The organism is Acidiferrimicrobium sp. IK, assembly GCF_025499425.1.
Taxonomy (GTDB): Bacteria; Actinomycetota; Acidimicrobiia; order Acidimicrobiales; family Palsa-688; genus Acidiferrimicrobium.
On sequence record NZ_JAIMCB010000019.1, the window covers coordinates 20,100 to 40,171 of the forward strand.

18 protein-coding genes and 1 tRNA gene are annotated in these 20,072 nt (G+C 71.3%); 8 read left to right on the top strand and 11 right to left on the bottom strand.

Features of this window, described 5'->3' with window-relative positions:
- Positions 1 to 8: 8 nt before the first annotated feature.
- The 5 genes from xylB to K6U06_RS21975 all read right to left on the bottom strand — a co-directional run bounded on the left by xylB (position 9) and on the right by K6U06_RS21975 (position 5,568).
- Positions 9 to 1,457, bottom strand: a complete 1,449-nt coding sequence (xylB, locus tag K6U06_RS21955) for a xylulokinase (protein WP_262324123.1) — start codon at positions 1,455 to 1,457, stop codon at positions 9 to 11.
- A gap of 7 nt (positions 1,458 to 1,464) precedes the next feature.
- Positions 1,465 to 2,796: a xylose isomerase gene (xylA, locus tag K6U06_RS21960; protein ID WP_262324124.1), complete on the bottom strand. Its 1,332-nt coding sequence runs from the start codon at positions 2,794 to 2,796 to the stop codon at positions 1,465 to 1,467.
- Positions 2,797 to 2,866: 70 nt separating this feature from the next.
- Complete coding sequence (locus K6U06_RS21965; RefSeq protein ID WP_262324125.1) at positions 2,867 to 4,123, bottom strand: SLC13 family permease; 1,257 nt, start codon at positions 4,121 to 4,123, stop codon at positions 2,867 to 2,869.
- 24 nt (positions 4,124 to 4,147) lie between these two features.
- The gene (locus K6U06_RS21970; RefSeq protein WP_262324126.1) at positions 4,148 to 4,546 is read right to left on the bottom strand and encodes a DUF1707 domain-containing protein; all 399 of its coding nucleotides are present in this window, start codon (positions 4,544 to 4,546) and stop codon (positions 4,148 to 4,150) included.
- A gap of 143 nt (positions 4,547 to 4,689) precedes the next feature.
- Positions 4,690 to 5,568, bottom strand: coding sequence for a DMT family transporter (locus K6U06_RS21975; protein WP_262324127.1), 879 nt, complete (start codon positions 5,566 to 5,568; stop codon positions 4,690 to 4,692).
- A gap of 54 nt (positions 5,569 to 5,622) precedes the next feature.
- Between K6U06_RS21975 and K6U06_RS21980 the strand changes: the two genes are divergently transcribed.
- From K6U06_RS21980 to K6U06_RS21990, 3 genes are all read left to right on the top strand, one after another.
- Complete coding sequence (locus K6U06_RS21980; RefSeq protein WP_262324128.1) at positions 5,623 to 6,570, top strand: YihY/virulence factor BrkB family protein; 948 nt, start codon at positions 5,623 to 5,625, stop codon at positions 6,568 to 6,570.
- Positions 6,571 to 6,612: 42 nt separating this feature from the next.
- A tRNA-Leu gene (locus K6U06_RS21985) sits at positions 6,613 to 6,693 on the top strand.
- Positions 6,694 to 6,808: 115 nt separating this feature from the next.
- Positions 6,809 to 9,442 (top strand): putative bifunctional diguanylate cyclase/phosphodiesterase, encoded by a 2,634-nt coding sequence (locus K6U06_RS21990; protein ID WP_262324129.1) that lies wholly within the window; start codon positions 6,809 to 6,811, stop codon positions 9,440 to 9,442.
- Positions 9,443 to 9,478: 36 nt separating this feature from the next.
- Here the strand turns inward: K6U06_RS21990 and K6U06_RS21995 are convergent, their stop codons facing one another.
- Positions 9,479 to 10,867: a WS/DGAT/MGAT family O-acyltransferase gene (locus K6U06_RS21995; RefSeq protein WP_262324130.1), complete on the bottom strand. Its 1,389-nt coding sequence runs from the start codon at positions 10,865 to 10,867 to the stop codon at positions 9,479 to 9,481.
- A gap of 236 nt (positions 10,868 to 11,103) precedes the next feature.
- Here K6U06_RS21995 and K6U06_RS22000 point away from each other — a divergent pair, with 236 nt between their 5' ends.
- Both K6U06_RS22000 and K6U06_RS22005 read left to right on the top strand, forming a co-directional pair.
- The gene (locus K6U06_RS22000) at positions 11,104 to 11,739 is read left to right on the top strand and encodes a CDP-alcohol phosphatidyltransferase family protein (protein ID WP_262324131.1); all 636 of its coding nucleotides are present in this window, start codon (positions 11,104 to 11,106) and stop codon (positions 11,737 to 11,739) included.
- A gap of 150 nt (positions 11,740 to 11,889) precedes the next feature.
- Positions 11,890 to 13,110, top strand: coding sequence for a hypothetical protein (locus K6U06_RS22005; protein ID WP_262324132.1), 1,221 nt, complete (start codon positions 11,890 to 11,892; stop codon positions 13,108 to 13,110).
- 248 nt (positions 13,111 to 13,358) lie between these two features.
- On the opposite strand, the gene sodN is transcribed toward K6U06_RS22005, so the two are convergent.
- A complete protein-coding gene (gene sodN, locus K6U06_RS22010; protein ID WP_262324133.1) occupies positions 13,359 to 13,775 on the bottom strand; it encodes a superoxide dismutase, Ni in 417 nt (138 codons plus the stop codon).
- A gap of 84 nt (positions 13,776 to 13,859) precedes the next feature.
- On the opposite strand from sodN, the gene sodX reads away from it, so the two are divergent.
- From sodX to K6U06_RS22025, 3 genes are read left to right on the top strand one after another with little or no spacing between them, the layout of a single operon-like run.
- Positions 13,860 to 14,243, top strand: coding sequence for a nickel-type superoxide dismutase maturation protease (gene sodX, locus K6U06_RS22015; RefSeq protein WP_262324134.1), 384 nt, complete (start codon positions 13,860 to 13,862; stop codon positions 14,241 to 14,243).
- A 13-nt stretch (positions 14,244 to 14,256) separates the two neighbouring features.
- Complete coding sequence (locus K6U06_RS22020) at positions 14,257 to 15,132, top strand: lysophospholipid acyltransferase family protein (protein WP_262324135.1); 876 nt, start codon at positions 14,257 to 14,259, stop codon at positions 15,130 to 15,132.
- Positions 15,129 to 16,178 carry an NAD-dependent epimerase/dehydratase family protein gene (locus tag K6U06_RS22025; protein ID WP_262324136.1) on the top strand — a complete coding sequence of 350 codons (1,050 nt, stop codon included), beginning with the start codon at positions 15,129 to 15,131 and terminating at the stop codon, positions 16,176 to 16,178. Before K6U06_RS22020 ends, K6U06_RS22025 begins: the two co-directional genes overlap by 4 nt.
- 4 nt (positions 16,179 to 16,182) lie before the next feature.
- Here the strand turns inward: K6U06_RS22025 and K6U06_RS22030 are convergent, their stop codons facing one another.
- The 4 genes from K6U06_RS22030 to K6U06_RS22045 all read right to left on the bottom strand — a co-directional run bounded on the left by K6U06_RS22030 (position 16,183) and on the right by K6U06_RS22045 (position 20,060).
- Positions 16,183 to 16,824, bottom strand: a complete 642-nt coding sequence (locus K6U06_RS22030) for a GNAT family N-acetyltransferase (RefSeq protein WP_262324137.1) — start codon at positions 16,822 to 16,824, stop codon at positions 16,183 to 16,185.
- Positions 16,825 to 16,843: 19 nt separating this feature from the next.
- Complete coding sequence (locus K6U06_RS22035) at positions 16,844 to 17,923, bottom strand: pyridoxal-phosphate-dependent aminotransferase family protein (RefSeq protein WP_262324138.1); 1,080 nt, start codon at positions 17,921 to 17,923, stop codon at positions 16,844 to 16,846.
- A 77-nt stretch (positions 17,924 to 18,000) separates the two neighbouring features.
- The gene (locus K6U06_RS22040) at positions 18,001 to 18,927 is read right to left on the bottom strand and encodes a Ppx/GppA phosphatase family protein (protein WP_262324139.1); all 927 of its coding nucleotides are present in this window, start codon (positions 18,925 to 18,927) and stop codon (positions 18,001 to 18,003) included.
- A 50-nt stretch (positions 18,928 to 18,977) separates the two neighbouring features.
- The gene (locus K6U06_RS22045; RefSeq protein WP_262324140.1) at positions 18,978 to 20,060 is read right to left on the bottom strand and encodes a DUF4349 domain-containing protein; all 1,083 of its coding nucleotides are present in this window, start codon (positions 20,058 to 20,060) and stop codon (positions 18,978 to 18,980) included.
- Positions 20,061 to 20,072: the final 12 nt, after the last annotated feature.

Sequence of the window (20,072 nt, forward strand, 5' to 3'; positions counted from 1 at the left end):
GGAGCCCGTCAGGCCTCCCCCGGGCCGGGGCGGGCGGCCGCGGCTCGGTAGCGGTCCCTCAGCCCGAGGCGGTCGACCTCGGTGTCAGGCGCGACGGTGGTGCCCTCCCCGAGGCTCCAGTCCTGCTGGGTCTGGGCCAACGACCGACCCGAGAGGATGGCCGCAGCTTGGACACACGCACCCGCGGCGACGTGCTCGTCGTGGCGGGGGACCACCACCGGCAGGCCGGAGAGGTCCGCCACCGCCCGCTGGTACCCGGAGGACCGGGCGCCCCCACCGACCAGGAAGATCCGCCTGGGGGCGATCCCGGTCGCGCCGACCAAGGCGTCGAGCCCGTCGAGCAGCCCGCAGGCGACGCCGTCGAAGGCGGCCCGGGCGATCTGCTCGCGGGTGGTGGCGGTGTCGAGCCCGACCAGGGTCCCTGACGCGCCCGGCCGGTTGGGGGTCCGCTCCCCGTCGAAGTACGGGACGAGCACCGCCCTGCTCGCTCCGGGCGCCGCTCCCGCCGCGAGCCGGCTCAGCTGGTCCTCCGACACGCCGAGCCATCCCGCGACCGTGGCGGTGACCCGGGTGGCGTTGAGGGTGCACACCAAGGGGAGGAAGGCCCCGCTGGCGTCGGCGAAGCCGGCGACCGCCCCCGACGGGTCCTGGGTGGGCTGCGGGTGGACCGCGAACACCGTCCCCGACGTACCGAGCGACACCGCGACGTCACCCGGCCCGAGAGCGATGCCGAGCGCCGCGGCCATGTTGTCGCCGGTCCCGGGGCCGACGAGAGGGTTGGAGCGCAGCCCTAGCGCGTCACGGCCGGCGTCGGACGCCAGCCCGATGGGCTCGAGGGGGCCGAGGACTTCCGGCAGGCGCGCCTCCCACGGGCCTGCTGCGACGAAGCGCTCGAGCAGGTCGGTCCTCCACCGGCCAGTCACCGGGTCGAAGTACCCGGTGCCGGACGCGTCGCCCCGGTCGGTGGCCAGCGCCCCGGTCAGCCGGTGGTCGAGGTAGTCGTGGGGCAGCAGCACGCAGGCCGCGTCGGCCAGCACCTCCGGCTCGGTGGCGGCCAGCCACGCCAGCTTGGCGATCGTGAACGCCGCGAGCGGCACCGAGCCGACGGCTTGCGCCCAGCCCTCCGGGGTCAGCTGCCGGGTCATGGCGGCCGCTTGGGGCGCCGACTCGGTGTCGTTCCAGAGCTTGGCGTCTCGCAGCACGCCGCCGCGGCGGTCGAGCAGGACCATCCCGTGCTGCTGAGCGGCGATCGCCACCGCGTCAACCGACCGGCAGCCGGTGGCCGCGACAGCGGCCCGCAGGGCGTCCCACCACCCGCCGGGAGGCTGCTCGCTTCTAGGCGGTCGAGCCGGCGGGTGGGGGGCGCGCCCGGTTGCCACCACTGTGCCGTCGTCGACGTCGCGGATCTCCACCTTGGTCGATTGCGTGGAGCTGTCGACGCCGAGCACCACCGCCATCTCCTGGCTACCTGGCCCGTTCGATGTGGCGGTTGACGAGGTTCTCGAGCAGCTCCTGGCGGCCCGACACCGGTTTCGGGTCGAGGTCGCGGTCGGTGACCATTGCGTGCAGGTCGGGAAGCGACAGCGCGGCGGCCAGAATGTCCTCGCCGAGCGGGCCGCCCCATCCGGCGTACCGGGCCTGGCGGCGGTCCTCGAGGTCACCGGACTCGAGCAGCGACGCCCCGACGAGCAACGCCCTGGCCAGGACGTCCAACGCGCCGATATGCCCGTAGAACAGGTCATCCCTCGACGTCGACTGCCGGCGCAGCTTGGTGTCGAAGTTGAAGCCGCCCCGCCCGAGCCCCCCGGCCCGGAGGATCTCGAACATCACGAGCGACAGGTCCTCCACGGAGTTGGGGAACTGGTCGGTGTCCCACCCGTTTTGGGCGTCCCCCCGGTTGGCGTCGATCGAGCCGAGCACCCCCAAAGCGGCGGCGGCGGCGACCTCGTGGTGGAAGCTGTGGCCGCCGAGGGTCGCGTGGTTGGCCTCGAGATTGACCTTGACCTCGTCGAGACCGTGACGGGACAAAAACCCCGCGACCGTCGCGGCGTCGAAGTCGTACTGGTGCTTGGTGGGCTCCGAAGGCTTGGGCTCGATCAGGATGGTCCCCTCGAACCCGATGCGGTGCTTGTGCTCCACCACCAGGTGGAGGAACCTCGCCAACTGGTCCAGCTCCCGGCGGAGGTCGGTGTTGATCAGCGTGTCGTAGCCCTCCCGGCCGCCCCACAAGACGTAGTTGTCACCACCCAAGCGGTGGGTCGCTTCAAGGGCGTGGCAGACCTGGGCCGCAGCGTAGGCGAACACCTCCGGGTCCGGGTTGGTGGCCGCCCCCGCCGCGTACCGGCGATGCGAGAACAGATTGGCGGTCCCCCACAGGACCTGGACGCCGGTGCGCTCCATGTGCTCGGCGGCCGCGTCGACCATCTGGTCCAGGTTGCGGCAGCTCTCCTTGAACGAGGAGCCTTCGGGAGCGATGTCGCGGTCGTGGAACGTGAAGAACGGCACCCCCAGCTTCTCGAAGAACTCGAACGCCGCGGCCATCTTGTCGGTCGCGGCGTCCATCGGGTCCAAGGCAGGATCGTTCCAGGGGCGCTCGAGGGTGCCCTCCCCGAACATGTCGCTGCCCGGCCACACGAAACTGTGCCAGTAGCACGCCGCGGGCCGGAGGTGATCCTCCATCCGTCGTCCGGCGACCACACGATCGGCGTCGTACCAGCGAAACGACAGCGGATCGTCGCTATCGGGGCCGCGGAAGCGGATCGGGTCGATGTCCTCGAAGAACGAGCGGTGGGGCATGTCGTGTCCTCTCTGTGTCTCGGTTGGTCCCGACAGCGGACTCTGCCAGGTGTAGCCGACCGGCGCTGGTTCAGCTCACCCCGGCGGCGTGCAGGCCCAAGCGGACCGCGGTGGCGGCCAGCAGCGCCGGCAGCCCGATGCGCACGCCTGCCGCGGAGAAGTCCCTGGCCTTGACCGTAACCCCGAGACGCCCCAGGGCGTCCAGCCACAGCAGGCTGGCCAGCGAGCCGGTGGCCAGCAGGACCGGCCCCATGTTGACGCCGAGTAGCACCGACCACAACGTCGGAGATACCCGGTGACCGAGAGTCGGAACAGCTACCAGTAACGCGGGGAGGTTGTTGGCGACGTTGGCGGCCAGGGCCATGACAGCGGTGATCCGGGCCTGCGACAGGGTGCTGGTCCCGGCCAGCAACCGGTGGACGGGCAGGTGGACGACCGCCGCTGACGCCAGGACCCCGAGGCTCACCGCCACCATGGCGGTGCCGACCGGCACCGCCCGCAGCGGCAGCTCGCGGCGGATGGCGACGAGCACCACGTCGGCGCCGAGGGCGACCATCCACGGTGAGAGCCCGACCAGCCGACCGGCGGTGAAGCCGATCAGGACCAGCACCACGATCACCGTCCCGACGATGAGCACCCGGCGGGTCGACGCCGGGGCGGCCGCTTCGGGGGGCTCGCCGGCGCCGCCGCCGGGCGGGGCTCCTCGCTCGCCGGGCGGGGCTGCTCGGCCGCCGGGGTCCGGCGCGGCCTCGAGCGGCCGGCGCCGGTAGAACACCCAACCGACGATGGTCGCGACCAGCGACGGCAGCGCCAGGTTGGCGAGGAAGCCGCCCGTCGACGCGCCGGTGGCGGACACCGCGATCAGGTTGGTCAGGTTGGACACCGGGAGGGCGGAGGACGCCAGGCAGGCCAGGAGGACCGGCATCAGGGCGAGGGTCAGGGCGTCGCGGCCGGAGCGCCGGGCGATGTTGACGTAGAGCGGGGTGAGAAGCACCACCGCCGCGTCGAGGTTGAGCACGGTGGTCACCGCCGCGGCCAGCACCCACAAGCCGCCCACCCCCCGCTCGCCGCGGGTGAGCAGCCCGGCCACCGCCGAGAAGTACCCGTAACGGTCGAGGAGCACCGCCAAGGGGACCGCGGCGAGCAGGAACCCGACCGGTTCGCTGAGCGGGTCCAACGCGTGGCGGGCCGCGCCGAGGGACAGGCCGCCGGCGAGGAGCACGACGCCAGCGGCGATGAGGGGCACCACGCCGCTCGGGAGACGGAAGGGTCGGCCGACCGCGCCGGCTACGCCGACGAGCAGGGCGATGATCGTGAAGGCTGCCAACGGGGAGGGGGTGGTGCTACCAGGTCAACGCCGGCCGGGCGAGGCCCGCCCGAGGGCCACGCCGAGCACCCAGCCAGCGATGAGGATGCCGACGTAGGCCGCCTGGGCGAAGACCGCCACCAGCACCCCGACGACGACGAGGAGCATCACCAAGATCAGCACCGCCCGGGCCCGCCACGGCCCTCCGGTGAGCTTCGCGCCGGGGGGACCGGGGAGGGCCCCCGCGCTCCCCCGCCGATCCCCGGGGGGGATCACCCGCATGAACGGCAGATCCCGCCGGGCGTGATCGAGGTCGGCGAGGGTCTCGGCCCCCATCACCTCCTCGATCCGCGCGGAGTACGCGTCGAGGTCGAGCCGGCCGGCGCTGAGGTGCTGGCCGAGCTCCTCCACAACCCGTTGGCGGTCGGCGTCGGAGATGCGCATGGGCAACCGAACACTACGGCACGCCCCGATGTTGCGGGCCGCAAACCGGGCCCGACAGGCCGCCTCCCTCCCCTCCACGTCCCCTCCGCCACCGCGTGGGGTGGTCGACTGGACGTCGAAGCGGGAGCCGCGGGCGCCCTACGTCAGGCGGCCCTGGTCGGTGAGTCGCCGTGGAGATGCTGGACCGCGGTGGTCCGAGCCAGGGCGAACACCCCGACGCTCATGACGAGAAGAGCCACCACCTCGATCGCGGCGCGCCCGCCGCCGATGGTGATGGACTCCCCGAACGCGAACGCCCCGATCAGGATGCTGACGATCGGGTCGACGACGGTCATGGTCGGCAGGGACGCGTCAAGGGTGCCGGCCTGGAAGGCGCTCTGGGCCACCAGCATCCCGCCCACACCGACGACCGCCAGCAGGTACACCTGCCAGTGCAAGAAGACCGTCGGGATACCCCGACCCAGCTGGTGGGCCACCGCCTTGGTCAGCGCAGCCGCGACGCCGTAGGAGATGCCGGCCACCGCCGACAGCAGAACGGATTTGTGCCTGGTCTGGCGGTGGCCCTTGGTGGCGATCGCCAGCAGCACCACGCACACCGCGGCGGACGGCACGAGCAGCTCGATCCAGGTCCCGGTGCGTACATCGGGGTGGCCGTTCGCCGGCCGGGCGATGGTCAAGAACACCGCCAGCCCGAGGCACACCGCCACCGCCGCCGCCCAGTCCGATCGGTGCAACCGGGCCGCGCCGACGCGGGCCCCGATCGGCAGCGCGAACAGCAGCCCGCACACGAGCAGCGGCTGCACCACAACCAGCGTGCCGAGGCTCAAAGCCACGAACTGCAGCACGTATCCGGCGACGTCCGCGGCTATCCCGAGCAGCCACGCCGGGTTTTGGACCAGCCGGGTGAGCAGGCCAAGTCGAAGCGAATGCTCGTGGCCTTGCGCGGCCGCCGAGCGCTGCTGGAGGACCGAGGCCGCGGCGTACATGAGCGCAGCGACGACGGCGCACACCACGGCCAGCACCCGGCCAACCTACCAACCAGGGTGAAACGCGGCTAAGCGGGGTACGTCACTGGCATGGAGGCGCTGAAAGACCTGATCAGCCGGGTCGACCGCTACCAGCAGCGCAAGCCCCTCCTGGCCGTCGCGTGGGCGGTCAACAAGAAGTACGGGGACGACCGGGGCGGCAACAAGGCGGCGCTGGTCGCCTACTACGGCCTGCTGTCGGTGTTCCCGCTGATGCTGGTGTTCTTCTCGGTCGTCTTGTTCATCCTGTCGCCGGGAAGCTCGATCGTCTCGCAGCTCGACCGCCACCTCAGCTCCTTCCCGATCCTCGGCCCATCGCTCGCCGACGTGGAGAAAGGCCGCCTGAACGGCTCGATCCCCGCTCTGGTGGTCGGACTGCTGGGGTTGGCTTGGGGGGCCCAGGGCTTGGCCCAGACCTTGCAACACGTAATGGCCGAGGTGTGGAACATCCCCAACAGCGAAAGGCCCGGCTTCGTCCTCCGCCTGGCGACGACGTTCAAGTGGTACGCCGCGTTCGGCGTAGGGGTGGTGGCATCCACCTACATCTCGTCGCTGTCGTCGATCTTCGGGTGGGGGCCGGTAGGGCCGGTGCTGGCGTCCGTGCTGGCCTTCGTCGTCAACGCCGGGCTGTTCTTCATGTCGTTTCGGATGCTGACCCCCTCCGAGGTCAAAAGCCACGACCTCACCCGGGGGGCGATCGCGGCCGGGGTGGTGTGGACCGTGCTCACCGGCGTCGGGCTCGGGCTGGTCGAGCACCAGCTCAAGCACTCCTCGGCGCTGTACGGAACGCTCAGCACGGTGCTGGCGATCCTCGGGTTCATGTACCTGGCGGCCCGTCTCACCCTCTACTGCGCCGAGTACAACGTGGTGCGGGCCCGCCACCTGTGGCCTCGCACCATCCTCCAGCCGCCGCTGTCGAGCGCCGACAAGCAGCAGCTCATCGACATGGCCAGGCGGGAGGAGCGGGTGGAGGACGAGACGGTGCGCGTCGAGTTCTGACTGCCCGGCGGTGGGGGTGGCAGACTCGGGAGGTACCCACCCGGGCGCGTGGTGGAACGGCAGACACAGCGGGCTTAAACCTCGCGGCCTTCGGGCATGAGGGTTCGACTCCCTCCGCGCCCACGTCCGGCGCGCCGAACCGCCCCCCGAGGCAAAAGCCGTTCGCACATCGCGGTGATTGCCCGACTTGGCACTCGGACTGGTTGAGTCGGCGGGCCGACGTGCCGAAGTGTCCGACATGCCCCAAAGCGCGCGAGGTCCAGGCGACGGGCGGCACCGGTCGATCCGGACGCTGCTCGTCGCGCTGGTCTCGGTGCCGCTCATCGCGGTCACCTTGCTGGCCGGGGCCCGGGTCCAAAGCGCCGGGCAGCAGGCCTCCACCGACCTGCGGACGATGCGCACCATCCAGATGCTCGCCGCGGTCAATGCAGCCCGCTCCGCGAGTCTCAACCTCTACCTTCCGGTTATGGCTACCGGGATCGGGCAGAACGCCGGGCTGACGCCCGGCTTCCACGTCCCGGCATCGACCCAGGCGCTGGTAACCGCCGGATTCCCTCCCTCCGCCCTCGAGACGAAGGCCGTTCCGGCCTTCCACGCATTCGAGACCCTCGACCTGCGTGGCGCGACACCGCAGCTGACCGCGGCGACCAAGCAAGCCGAAGCGACCCTGCGCACCGCGGTGCGGGCCGCCACCGTGGGGGACGCCAGTCTCGTTCCCACCGCCGGGGTGCTGCTCCGGGCGCTGCGGGCAATGGGTCAGGCCGAGCTGGCGGTGGCCAACCAGCTGGCCGCCGGCGACATCCACAACGACGAACGCCAGGCCGTCCAGCAGCTCGACATCACCGTCGACCTCGATGCCGCCGCCGGCGTAGAGACCCCCGCCTACATGGCGTCGGTGGTCGGAGCCAACCGAGCAGACTGGCCGACAACGTGGGTCGCCTACGCCGGCGCGGTCGAGCGGGCCGCGTCCCTCCGCGGCGATCTCGCCCGAACCTTCCAGGCCATCGAGAACTCGAAATCGGAGCAGGCATACGACGCTCTGGTCGACCCGACCGTCAGCCACTCCGCGACGAGCATCACCACGCTGCTCAACGTCGCCGAGGCCGACGGCGCCCGCAACACCGCGATGGGAGCGCTTCTCAAGCAGGCCTCTGGGGAAGCGGTGGCGATCGCGGTCCACGACCGCGACGCCGACGTAGCCCTGCTTTGGTTGGCGGTCGTCGAGGCGGGAGTCGTCATCTTGGTAAGCCTCGGCGTGGCGTTCTTGGTCAGCCGGACGATCACGCGGCCCGTGCGCCGGCTGGCGGCCGCCGCGCAGCAGATCAGCGAGGGCAACCTGGTCGAGGTCGTTGCCGAGGGTCCCGCCGAGGTGCGCACGGCAGGGGCGGCGCTGGGCCTCGCCGCCGCGAGCCTCCGGCGGGTCGAGGCCCAAGCCTCGGACCTGGCGGCAGGTGACCTCACCAGCGAGCGGCTGGGAGAACCGCTCCCGGGACGCCTCGGCGAGATGATGCACGCGTCGGTCGGGCGGATCATCGACACGATCCACGAGCGCGAAGCGCTGCAGACCCGCCTGGCTCACCAGGCGGCCCACGACCCCCTCACCGGGTTACCCAACCGAGCGGCCGCGCTCGCCCGCCTGGACGAGGGACTGGCCAGGGCCGCCAGGACCGGGCAGGCGGTCGGCTTGCTGTTCGTCGACCTCGACGGCTTCAAGTCGGTCAACGACTCCTACGGCCACTCAGCCGGCGACGAGGTCCTCAACGCGGTGAGCAGGCGGATGCAAGCGGAGGTCCGCGCCGGCGACGTCGTGTGCCGCCTCGGCGGCGACGAGTTCGTGGTCGTCGTCGAACCGGCGGGGGCGGAGGCCGACATCGTGGCCCTGGCCGAGCGGCTCATCTCGACCTTGGAGCAGCCCATCGACGTGGCCGGCAACCAGGTCCACTTGGGCGCCAGCATCGGGATCACCTTCGCCACCGAGCCCGGCACCACCGCAGAGACTCTGCTCGGCGAGGCCGACGCGGCCGTGTACCGGGCGAAGGCCGCGGGGCGGGGCACCGTCGAGGTGTTCGACGTCGCCCTCCGCGAGAGCCTGCAGGCCAAGTCGGAGCTGGAGGAAGCGATCAGGCACGGTTTGGTGAACGGCGAGTTCAGCCTCGACTATCAGCCGGTGATCCGGGTCGAGACCGGCGAGATCCAAAGTTACGAGGCGCTGGTGCGCTGGGACCGGCCCGGTCACGGGCGGCTGATGCCGAGCGAGTTCGTCCCCGTGGCCGAGCAGTCGAGCCTGATCATCGACCTCGGCCGCTGGGTGCTGCTGGAGGCGGTAAGCCAGATTGCCCGCTGGAACCGCAACGCAGACCACGGCGAACGGGTGTCGGTGGCGGTGAACGTGTCCGGGCGCCAGCTGAACACCCCGCAGCTGTTGGAGGACGTCGAGGCTGCGCTGGCCACCGAGGGCATCGACCCGCCCCAGCTGATCCTCGAGCTGACCGAGACGGTGATGGTCACCGGCGCCACCGCGGCCCGCCGGCTGCAGGCGCTGAAACGGCTCGGCGTGCGCATCGCCCTCGACGACTTCGGAAGCGGCTACACCTCGATCGCCCAGCTCGGGACCTTCCCGATCGACATCTTGAAGATCGACCAGTGCTACATCTCGACGATCAGCGAGTCCAACCAGCTCGTCGAGCTGATCATCACCATGGCCCACACCTTCGGCTTCGAGGTCGCGGCAGAAGGGGTCGAGGACCCGTCCCAGCTCGAATCGCTGCGGGCCCTCCACTGCGACCACGCACAGGGCTTCCTGTTTTCCCGACCGGTCCCGGCCGGCGAGCACCCGCCGCAGCTCGCCGGCGTGTCCCTGGCCCGCTCCTGACTGGCAGCCAGCGGCGATCGCCCGCTGTCGGTCTTCTCAGGTCCGCTCGGTGGCCGCTTTCACCAAGGCGGTGATCCCCGCCTCGATGCCCCGGGCCAGGACCTCGAGGTCGGGGGTGGTGTCGTAGTCGCCGGTGATACCGAAGGTCACCCCGTCGCAGTACGAAAAGATGGCGACGCCAGTGCGGATGGTGGTGGCGATCGGCACGTAAGGCAGGATCTCCACCAGCCGGCGCCCGAGGGCGTAGAGCGGCTGGCGGGGCCCGGGAACGTTGGTGGTGACCGTCACGATCTGGTGCTGGGGCATCCGGAACACCAGCCGGGCAAGCGACGACAGGGCGTAGGGCACGTAGCGGGTGAGCATCACCAGGCCCTCCCCCACCGCGGCCTCGTTGTCTGATTTCAGGGCCGACAGGCGGGACCGGACGGCTTCGAACTGCTCGAGCGGGTCGGCCAGGTGGACCGGCAGGTCCGCGACCAGCGCCGACACTTCGTTGTCGCAGACCCCCTCCCCGCCGGGGGCGCGAAGCGAGACTGGGACCAGGCTGGGCACGACATGCGCCAGCGGCTGCTCGCCGCGCCACAGCAGCAACGACCGGTACCCGCTTGTGATCGCGGCCAGGACGACGTCGTTGAGCGTCCCACCCAAAGCGGCCTTCACGGTGAGGACGTCCGCCATCGACGCCCGGGCCCAGGTGTAGCGCCGCTGCCCCCCGATCCTTCCGCTCAGCGTCGACGGTGACGCGGGTCGCAGCGCCCCGGCCAGCGCCCGCGCCCCTCGTGCTGACACCAGCGCCCGCTGGGCCAGGCGACGCGGATGGCCGACCATCCCAGCCGCCGCTCGGGCGTCCGCGAGCGGCAGGAGCAGCGAGTCGAGCGCCGACCGGGCGAGCAGCGCCAACGACGAGGGTTCATCGGCCAGAGGCCGAGGGTCCACCGGCGGCCGGGACGGCTCCGGAGACAGGTCGAACAACACCCGATACATGTCGGTGCCCGACACGCCGTCGACCATGCTGTGGTGCACCTTCCCGATCATCGCCCAGCAGCCCCGCTCCAGACCCTCGACCAGCCAGTACTCCCACAGCGGGCGGTCCCGGTCCAGGCGCTGGGCCATGATTCGGGCCATCAGCGATCGGAGCTGCTCGTCGCCGCCGGGCGCCGGGAGGGCCGTGCGTCGAAGGTGGTGGCGCAGATCGAAATGGGGGTCGTCCACCCACACCGGGGCCCCGAGGCGCAGAGGCACCCGCCGCAGCTTCTGCTGGTAGCGGGGGACCAGCGCCAGGCGCCCGGCGATCAGCTCGCAGAGCTCCTCGAAGGTGGGGGCCGGCCCCTCGAACACCGCGATAGAAGCGATCGCCATCGAGACGTGCCGGTCGATGTCCTCGGCATCGACGAACCCGGCATCGAGGGCGCTCAGACGCTCCATCGCCCGGACGTTACGGCGCCTCGCCGGCACCGGGGCAGGTACCAACGGCCCTGTCGGGCCGGGACTTTGGGAACTACTTGCGCCCGCCAGACGACGCGGCAGGGTCCGCTCCGTCGCGGCCGAAGTATCGTCGCCCCGGGGCGCGCCGACCGTACCGCCGCGCCCCCGACCCGTACCGGAGGCCCGAGACCGTTGGCGCGCAATCCCGTCCCCCACCAGCCGGCAGCTGCACCGGCATGAGACGCCGCACCGGGGAGGACCGCATCCTGTCCCTGCCGAACGTCGTCACCACCATCCGCCTGGTGCTCATCCCCCTCTTCGTCTACCTGCTGGTCCAGCCTCACCACCGCGACTGGTTCGCGGCCGCCGTGCTGCTCGCCGCGCTCGGCTCCACCGATTGGGTGGACGGGCAGCTGGCCCGCCGGCTCGACCAGGTGACCACGCTCGGCAAGGTCCTCGACCCCACCGCCGACCGTCTGCTGCTCGCCACCGCGACGATCGGGATCCTGGCGGTCGGCGCGGTCCCGGTCCCCGTCGCGGTCATCGCGTTGGCTAGGGAGGGGCTGGTCGCGGCCGCCGCGGTGGGGTTGGCCCTGGCCGGGGCCCGGCGCATCGACGTCACCATGGTCGGCAAGGCCGGCGCCTTCGGGCTGATGGTGGCGTTCCCGCTGTTCCTGGCCGGGCACTCCACCGTCGGGTGGCATCGCGGCGCGCTGGTGCTGGCGTGGGTCGCGGCGGTCATCGGCTTGACGCTCGGGTGGCTGTCGATCATCGTCTATGTCCCCCTCGCCAAGGCGGCGGTGGCGGAGGGACGTGCCGGTAAGGCGGCCGCCGGATTGGACGAATCGTCGAGGCAGATCCACTCCGAATAGAGGGATTCGACCGGCCCACGATCGTCGGTGAGCCTTACGTCACAAGGATGGTTCCCGGAAAGTGTCATCCGGTCGGCCGACCGCACCGAACACTTCACGATCAGTGTGCAGCCCTCGAATGCGCACGACGAGAAGAAGGAACGGTGAATCATGCGCCTCAAGCGCTATGCGTCGGTCGCCCTGGTGGCAGGCTTAGGACTTACGGTAACGGCGTGCGGCTCGTCGGCTAGCAGCTCCACTCCGACCACCGCCGCCGGCAGCGCGAGCTCGGCCCCGGCGGCGGCCGACACGGTCACCGCGATCAACAGCCTCACCGGGCAGGGGACGTCGGTGACGCTCAACCCTGATACAGCCAAGGCCCTCACCGGCCTCGGCCTGACGCTGGCCCCCTCCGGCTCCGCCAGCTTCGACAGCGCCACCTCCACGGTGACGTTTCCGATCACCTCCGGCTACGCCGAGATCCACAGCAACCACTCCTACGCCCCCGGCTACATCGTGGGATCGATCCAGCACGACGGCTCCGGCCTGACCATCTCGGGCGCCGGCAAGTCCGTGACCCTGTCGGACTTCGTCGTGGACCCCGGCAACTCGATGCTCTACGGCACCGTGGGCGGCAAGCCCGACGTCCCGCTGCTGTATCTGGACGGCTCCCACGTGAAGGTCAGCATGTCGGGCGGCAACGTAGTCCTCGACGGCACCGTCGCCGAGCTGACCAACACCGCCGCCACCGCACTGGACCAGACCTTCGGCACCACCGCCGTCAAGGCCGGTCTTCCGCTCGGAACGGTGCACCTAGTCGCCAGCGGCACCGCCACCACCTACACCGACAAGACCACCGCCATCAGCCGCCTCGGCGGACAGGCGACCAACGTCGCCCTCGACGCCAGCACCGTGAAGGCGTTGACCGGTCTGGGCGTGACGCTCGGCACCTACGGCACCGCGACGCTGAACGGCAGCACCGTCAGCTTCCCGATCACCGGCGGTTTCGCAGCCATCCACAGTGATACCAGCTACAAGCCTGGCTACATCGTCGGCTCGATCATCCACCAGGGGTCTGGCATCACCCTGACCGCCGGCGGCAAGACCGTGACCTTGAGCGACTTCGTGGTGGACCCGGGCGACTCGATCCTGACCGGAACCGTCAACGGGAAGATCGGCGTTCCGCTGCTGGTCCTCGACGGCAGCGCCGTCAAGGTCACGCCGACCAGCAACGGTGTGACCCTCGACGGTACGGTGGCCAAGCTCACCCAGACCGCCGCCACCGCCCTCGACCAGGCGTTCGGCACCACGGCGCTCACCGCCGGCATCCCGCTCGGCACGGTGCACCTGGTCGCCACCGCTTCCACCGTCAAGGGCTCCATCAACGACTGATCGCCGCACCGGCTGAACGCCGGCTGGCGCCCTTGCCCAGAAGGTGCTCGGGGCGATCCCCCCGTCGAAGGGGCGGGGACAGGGGGACCGCCTCCCGAGCTGTTCCACTGCAGGGGCAGCCACAGCGGTAATCATCGTCTACCCGGTGTCAGCCGGGACGCAAACCTCTGGTAACAAGAAAAGATCCCGGCTCGGGTACCGAGCCGGGATCTTCGGGTGTCAGTCGGGCAACCAGCCCGGGGTCGCTGCTACTTCTTGGTCTCCCAGAAGATCTTGTCGATCTCGGCGATCTGGCCGAGAAGGTCGTCGGCGACCTTGACATCAGTGGTCTTCTTGGCCTCGCCGGCGGCCTTGGTGGCGTTCCAGAACAGCTCGTGGAGCTGCGGGTACTTCTCGAGGTGCGGCGGCTTGAAGTAGTCGGTCCAAAGGACCCACAGGTGGTGCTTCACCAGCTCGGCCCGCTCCTCCTTGATCTGCACGGCGCGAGTCTTGAACACCTGGTCGTCGGAGCCGTTGAACTTCTCCATGCAGCCCTTGACCGACTCCGCTTCGATTCGGGCCTGCGCCGGGTCGTACACCCCGCACGGCAGGTCGCAGTGGGCGTGGACGGTCGCAGGGGGCCGGACCGAGTCGGCCAGGCCGATGAGGCGGGACAGGATGGGCATGAGGATCTCTCCTTGGTCATGATCGGAGCTGTGCTCTGTCCCCCGGACACTACCCAGCGATCCAAGCCTGCCATCGCAGCCACCGTGACCCTGTGGGTGATCACGCTGGCCGCAGCGGTCCTGACCGCCCTGCGACCGCGCCGGGTCGAGGTGCGCGGCGCCAGCATGGAGCCGACTCTCGCGCCAGGCGACCGCCTCTTGGTCCTCGCCGGCGTGGCGCCCCGCACCGGTGCCGTCGTGGCGCTGCACGACCCCCGCCGGCCGGAGGGCGAGCTCCTCGTCAAGCGGGTGGCGGCGCTCGGCCCCGCCGGGCTCGACGTGCGCGGCGACAACCCGGCGCGAAGCACCGACAGCCGGACCTTCGGTCCGGTCCCTGCCGCGCTCATCGAGGGGACCGTCGTGTGGCGCTACGGGCCGCCGGAGCGCGCCGGGCGCATCGCTCGCGGGCCGAGCCGCCGCCAGCAGTAGCATCGGCACCGCGATGCCACAGGGCCGTTCGATCGAGCAGACCACCCACGGGGCTCTCCTGCCTCTCAGGCCGGCGGCCAACCCGCCCGAGCCTGAGCCGGACGGGCGGGTCACCGACATCGACCAGTGGGGGCGCAGCGCCAAGGCCCGGGCGCTGATCGCTCGGCTCTACGGCCCGCTCTACAAGCACTGGTTCCGCGCCGAGTGGGAGGGCCTCGAGAAGATCCCGGCGGTCGGGGGTGCGCTGCTCGTCGCCAACCATGCCGGCGCCATCCCGGTGGACGCGCCGCTCATCATGCACGGCATCGAGCAGGAGCTAGACCGCCCCGTATACGGCCTCGCCGACTACTTCTTCCGTGGGTTCCCTGGGGTGGGCACGGCGTGGGCCCGCGGCGGGGGCGTCACCGCCCACCCCGACAACGCGTACCGCCTGTTGCACGACGAGGGCCAGCTGGCGCTGGTCTTCCCCGAGGGGACCAAAGCCACCGGCAAGGTGTACTCGCAGCGCTACAAGCTGCGCCGGTTCGGTCGGGGCGGTTTCGTCGACATCGCCATGCGGGCCGGCGTGCCGATCGTGCCGATCGTCGTGATCGGCAGCGAGGAAGCCATGCCGATGCTGGCCAAGTCCGCCACGTTGGCCCGTCTCCTCGGCGTCCCGTATGTACCCCTGACCGCCAACATGTTGCTCCTCGGGCCGCTCGGCCTGCTCGGCTACTTCCCGGCCAAGATCCGCTTCCGGGTCCTCGACCCGATCACCTTCGACGTGCCCCCCGACCAGGAGCGCTACCCGCGCAGCCAAGTCTTCGACGAGGCCGAGAAGATCCGCCAGGCGATGCAGGTCGAGATCTACGACCTGCTGCGCCACCGCCGCAGCGTCTGGTTCGGGTGAGGGGCGTGGGCCGGCGGATCTTGATCACCGGCATCGCTTCGTTCTGGGGAGGGCGGATCGCTCAAGCCCTGGAGTCGCACCCCGACGTCGAGGTCATCGTCGGCCTCGACAGCGACGCCCCGGTGGTGGCCCTCGAGCGGACCGAGTTCGTCCGCGCCGACGAGACCTACTCGATCCTGGCCCGGCTGGTCACCGCCACCCAGGTCGACACCGTCGTCCACGCCGGGATGATCGTCGACTCGACCCGCGGCGGCGACCGCCGGATCCACGAGCTGAACACGATCGGCACCTTGAACCTCCTCGCCGCGGTCGGCGCCGCTGGGAGCCCGGTCCGGTCCTTGATCGTCAAGTCCTCGACGCTGGTGTACGGAGCGGGGCCGAAGGACCCCTACTGGTTCTCGGAGAAGACCCCCCGCGTCGCCCCGGCCCGCACCCGGGTGGAGCGCTCGCTGCTCGAGGTCGAGTCCTACCTGAACGCCTTCGTGGAGGACAACCGCCAGGTCCGGACCGTCACCCTGCGCTTCGCCAGCGTCCTCGGCGCCGACATCGACACCCCCCTCGGGCGGGCCCTGACCTTGCCGTTGGCTCCCCGCATCGCCGGGTTCGACCCCCAGATCCAGTTCGTGGCCCAAGACGACGTGGTACGGGCGCTGGTGTTCGCCGTCGAGCAGGAGAACCTGTCGGGGATCTTCAACGTGGCCGGCGCCGGGCGGATCCCCTGGTCGGAGGTGCTGGCCCTCGCCGGCAAGGCCCCTTTCCTCCTGCCTCCTTTCGCCACCGGCTTGGCCCTCGCGCCCCTGTCACGGATCGGGCTCGGCATGGCCCCCGAGATCATCGACCTCCTCCGCTACGGGCGGGGGGTCGACACCCGCAAGCTGCTGCGGGCCGGTTTCAGCTACACCCACAGTTCGCTCAGCGCCCTCCAGGAGTTCGTGGAGGGCCGCCGGCTCAAGGCGGTGGTCGGCGAGATCGTCCCTACCTACCGCTACGAGGCCGACGTCGAGGCGTTCTTCCGCCACTCCCCCGCCGTCGTCACCCCCAACTGAGGCATCAGGCCCGCCGGGGTGGCGGAGCGGGAAGGATCCACTCCCGCAGATACCAGTCCCGCCGCTGAGCCCAGTCCTCGGAGGTGATGGCGTAGCGGACATGGTCCTCCCACACCCCGTTGATCTCCAGGTACCGAAGGGCGGTGCCCTCGTTGCGAAGCCCGACCTTCTCCGCCACCCGGTGGCTGGGGCGGTTCCGAGGGATGATCGCCGCCTGCAGGCGGTGCAGCCCTAGGTCCTCGAAGGCGAACCGGCAGATCACCACCACCGCCTCCGGCGTGTAGCCGTGGCCGGCCATCGCCTCGTCGACCCAGTAGCCGACGTAGGCGTTCTGGAACGGGCCGCGCTGCACCGACGACAGGTTGATCTCACCGGCGAACCGGCTGCCGACGAACACCCCGAAGCCGTAGCCGGTGCCGAGCTGGCGTTCCCGTTCCCTCGCGCCGCAGCGCGCCGCGAACACCCGGCGGTCCTCGGTGGCGTCGGGTTGGCCGGGCAGCGGTCTCGGCTCCCACTTCACCAGCCAGTCGCGGGCTCGGTGACGGACCTCTCGCCACGCCTCGAAGTCAGCCACGACCAGCGGGCGCAGCACGACGCGCCGCCCCGCGAGCTCCAACCCCGACGACCGGGGCGCCCCCCAGCTCATCGCCGGGCGCCGGGCGGTATCACCGGCCGAGCACCTCGGCCAGCGCGGCCAGGAGCAGCGTGACGGTCTGGGGCCGGGCGTTGTGGCCCATGCAGCCGATCCGCCACACCTTCCCGGCGAAGGCTCCGGCGCCGGCGCCGATCTCGATGCCGTAGTCCTCGAGCAGCGCTCGGCGCACGGTGACGTCGTCGGCGCCGTCGGGGATCTTGACCGTGGTCAGCTCCGGGAGGCGGTGGCCGGCGGCCGCCCACAACTCGAGGCCCAGCTTTTCCAGGCCGTCTTGGAGGGCCCGGCCGTTCGCCTCGTGGCGGGCCCACACCGCGTCGAGGCCTTCCTCCAGCACGGCGCCGAGGCCGGCGTGGAGGGAGGCGACCATGGCCACCGGCGCGGTGTGGTGGTACTTGCGGGTCGTCGAGGACGTGTAGTCGCCGATCATCCCGAGGTCCAGGTACCAGCTCTGGGGCTTGGGGACCCGCCGCTCGAAGGCGCGGGGGCTCATGGTGAAGGGGGCCAGCCCGGGGGCCACGCCGATGCACTTCTGCGTGCCGCTGTAGGCCACGTCGACGCCCCATCCGTCGATGTCGACGGGGATCCCGCCCAGGGAGGTCACGCAGTCGGCGAGGACCAGCGCGTCGCCCTTGCCGGCCGCCACGGCCTCGACGTCGTTGCGGACCCCGGTGCTGGTCTCGGCGTGAACCAAAGCGATGAGCTTGGGCGACGGGTGCGCGGCCAGGACCGCGGCGGGTTCCAGGGGCTGGCCCCACGGCGCTTCTGCCCTCACCACCTCCGCGCCGCAGCGGGCGGCGACGTCGCACATCCGCTCCCCGAACAGGCCGTTGACGCCGATCACGACGACGTCCCCGGGGCCGACCAGGTTGACGAACGCCGCCTCCATCCCGGCCGAACCGGTGCCCGACACCGGCAGGGTCAGCGGGTTGGCGGTCTGCCACACCGAGCGCAACCGGTCGCAGGTCTCGTCCAGGATCCGCAGGAACTCGGGGTCGAGGTGACCGAGCAGCGGGCGACCCAGCGCTTCGGTGGCCTCCGGGTAAGGGTTAGACGGGCCAGGCCCTAGGAGCAGGCGCTCGACAATCGGCATGGCCGAGATGGTACAGGCGGGTCTGGGGCTGGGCCTCTTCGGCCGGCTCGGGGCGATCTGACGGATCGGGGCTGTGCTCAGGTGGCCGGGCGCAGGAGGGACATGACCAGCCCGTCGAGGATGTCGGCCTCCGAGGTGAGGCACTCCCCCATCTGGAAATGGCGTAGGAGCGCCGAGAGGACGATCGCACCACCGACGATGACATCGGCCCGGGCCTTTTCCATCGACGGGCGGGCGACCCGGGCGGCTACCGGCTCGGAGGCCAGGGCGGCGAGCAGGCCGTCGACCGCTTCCCTGGTCAGCCGGTAGTGGTGCAAGGCGTCCCGGTCGTAGCCGACCAGGCCCTGGTCGAGCGCGGCCAGGGCGGCCACGGTGCCGGCCAGGCCGATCAGCTGGCGGCCCTGGCCGAATGCCGGCTGGTCGCGGCTGGCCGCCGCCAGCAGGCGGTCCACCTCGGCGGTCGCATCGGCGATCTCTTCCGGTTCCGGCGGGTCAGCGTGAAGGAACCGTTCGGTGAGGCGCACGCAGCCCACGTCGAGGGAGCGGACGGCGACGGGCCGGCCCTGGCCCGGTCCGACCGCGAGCTCGGTGGAGCCGCCGCCGATGTCGGCCACCAGGTACTGGCCTCCGGCGGGGAGCTGAGCGGTGGCGCCGGCGAACGACAGCTGGCCCTCCTCGTCGCCGGTCAGCAGCTCGGGGGCCGCGCCGGCGGCCTCGGTCGCGGCCGAGAAGAACTCCTGGCGGTTGCTGGCGTCGCGAGCCGCCGAGGTGGCGGTCATCCGTACCGGGCCCACCCCGTGACGGTCCATGACCTCGCGGTACTCCCGCAGCACCGCCACGGTCCGTTGGACCGCCTGAGGATCGAGGGTCCGGGTCTGGTCGACGCCCTTTCCGAGACGGGTGATCCGCATGAGCCGCTCGAGCGGGCGGCCGTCGAGGTCGGCGACGAGTAGGCGGGTGGAGTTGGTGCCGCAGTCGATAGCGGCGACGGCTCGTTCGGGCACGGCCGGGGACGCTACCGGGTGCCGGCGGGCGGGGCCGGCGGGGACGGCGCTCAGGCCGTCGGCGGCATCGGGTCGAGCCCAGCGGAGGGACCCGGGGGCGTAGGGTGCTGCCGCCGACGCCGCCACCACCACAGCAGGGGTACGCCGGCGACGACACCCACGATGAGCAGCGGGGTAAGCCAGGCGACGGCCAGCACGATTCCCCGGAGGACTGCGACGGTGTGGCTGCCCGCGAGGTGCCAAGCCCGGGACAGGACGGAGGGATGCGGTTTGTGAGCCGGCGGTGCGGCCCTGCCGGCCTCGGTCAGCTCCACGGAGATGGTGGCGTAGGTCGTCTGGTCGCTGAGGGTGCTCTGCTGTCCGCTCAGCTGCTCTACCTGGGTCTGGAGCTCGAACAGCTGGTTTTGGATCGACAGGATGTCCCCGATCGCTTTGGCGTCTGACAGCAGGGCCCGCAGCGCCCCTTCCTCCGCCTGGAGGGTGGTGATCCGCGCCGCGAGGTCGACCAGCTGGCCGGTCACGTCCCGGCCCGACAGGCTCTGCGAGGTGACGGTGCCGTACCGGGGCAGGGCGGCGAGGACCTGGTGGACGTCGGCGTTAACGACCCGCAGCACCAGGCGGGCCGACGCCGTGTCGCCGCCGGTCGACATCGACGAGTCCGACACGAACCCGCCGGCGCTGTTGGCCACGCCCTGGATGGCGTCGAAAGCCGGCTGCAACTGGCCCTTCTTGACCCGGATCTGCACGTCGCCGTTCTGGACGATTCTCGGTTGTGCGGCTGACACCTCCTGACCGATCGACGGCCCGGCGGCCGGGCCCGAGCCGCTCGGCGCAGCCCCGGGCCCGGCCGGGAGGCCGCCAGCCGAAACCCCACCAGCCGGCGCCCCGCCGGCCGAGCCGCTGGGACCACCGCGGGCGACGCTGGCGGGTACCGAACTGGACGACTTGGTGGCCCCGCAGCCGACCACCCCGGCAGCCAGGCCGACCACGCCCAGCAGGGGGACGACGGCCAGCGCCCAGCGGCGGGGCTGGCCTCCGGGGAGGTCAGGTCCCGGACCCCCGACCGCTCTACGGGCCGCGGCCAGATCTGAGCGGCGGGATGGACGGCGGCGAGAGCCGATCCTGGTGGGCATGCTGGGTTGGAC

What these genes read in the sequence shown, in the direction of transcription:
- K6U06_RS22005 (WP_262324132.1), top strand. Translation starts at nt 11,890, where the DNA reads ATGCGCCTCAAGCGCTATGCGTCGGTCGCCCTGGTGGCAGGCTTAGGA.
- K6U06_RS22000 (WP_262324131.1), top strand. Translation starts at nt 11,104, where the DNA reads ATGAGACGCCGCACCGGGGAGGACCGCATCCTGTCCCTGCCGAACGTC.
- xylB (WP_262324123.1), bottom strand. Translation starts at nt 1,457, where the DNA reads ATGGCGGTGGTGCTCGGCGTCGACAGCTCCACGCAATCGACCAAGGTG.
- K6U06_RS21980 (WP_262324128.1), top strand. Translation starts at nt 5,623, where the DNA reads ATGGAGGCGCTGAAAGACCTGATCAGCCGGGTCGACCGCTACCAGCAG.
- xylA (WP_262324124.1), bottom strand. Translation starts at nt 2,796, where the DNA reads ATGCCCCACCGCTCGTTCTTCGAGGACATCGACCCGATCCGCTTCCGC.
- sodN (WP_262324133.1), bottom strand. Translation starts at nt 13,775, where the DNA reads ATGCCCATCCTGTCCCGCCTCATCGGCCTGGCCGACTCGGTCCGGCCC.
- K6U06_RS22020 (WP_262324135.1), top strand. Translation starts at nt 14,257, where the DNA reads ATGCCACAGGGCCGTTCGATCGAGCAGACCACCCACGGGGCTCTCCTG.
- K6U06_RS21995 (WP_262324130.1), bottom strand. Translation starts at nt 10,867, where the DNA reads ATGGAGCGTCTGAGCGCCCTCGATGCCGGGTTCGTCGATGCCGAGGAC.
- K6U06_RS21990 (WP_262324129.1), top strand. Translation starts at nt 6,809, where the DNA reads ATGCCCCAAAGCGCGCGAGGTCCAGGCGACGGGCGGCACCGGTCGATC.
- K6U06_RS22035 (WP_262324138.1), bottom strand. Translation starts at nt 17,923, where the DNA reads ATGCCGATTGTCGAGCGCCTGCTCCTAGGGCCTGGCCCGTCTAACCCT.
- K6U06_RS21970 (WP_262324126.1), bottom strand. Translation starts at nt 4,546, where the DNA reads ATGCGCATCTCCGACGCCGACCGCCAACGGGTTGTGGAGGAGCTCGGC.
- K6U06_RS22045 (WP_262324140.1), bottom strand. Translation starts at nt 20,060, where the DNA reads ATGCCCACCAGGATCGGCTCTCGCCGCCGTCCATCCCGCCGCTCAGAT.
- K6U06_RS22030 (WP_262324137.1), bottom strand. Translation starts at nt 16,824, where the DNA reads ATGAGCTGGGGGGCGCCCCGGTCGTCGGGGTTGGAGCTCGCGGGGCGG.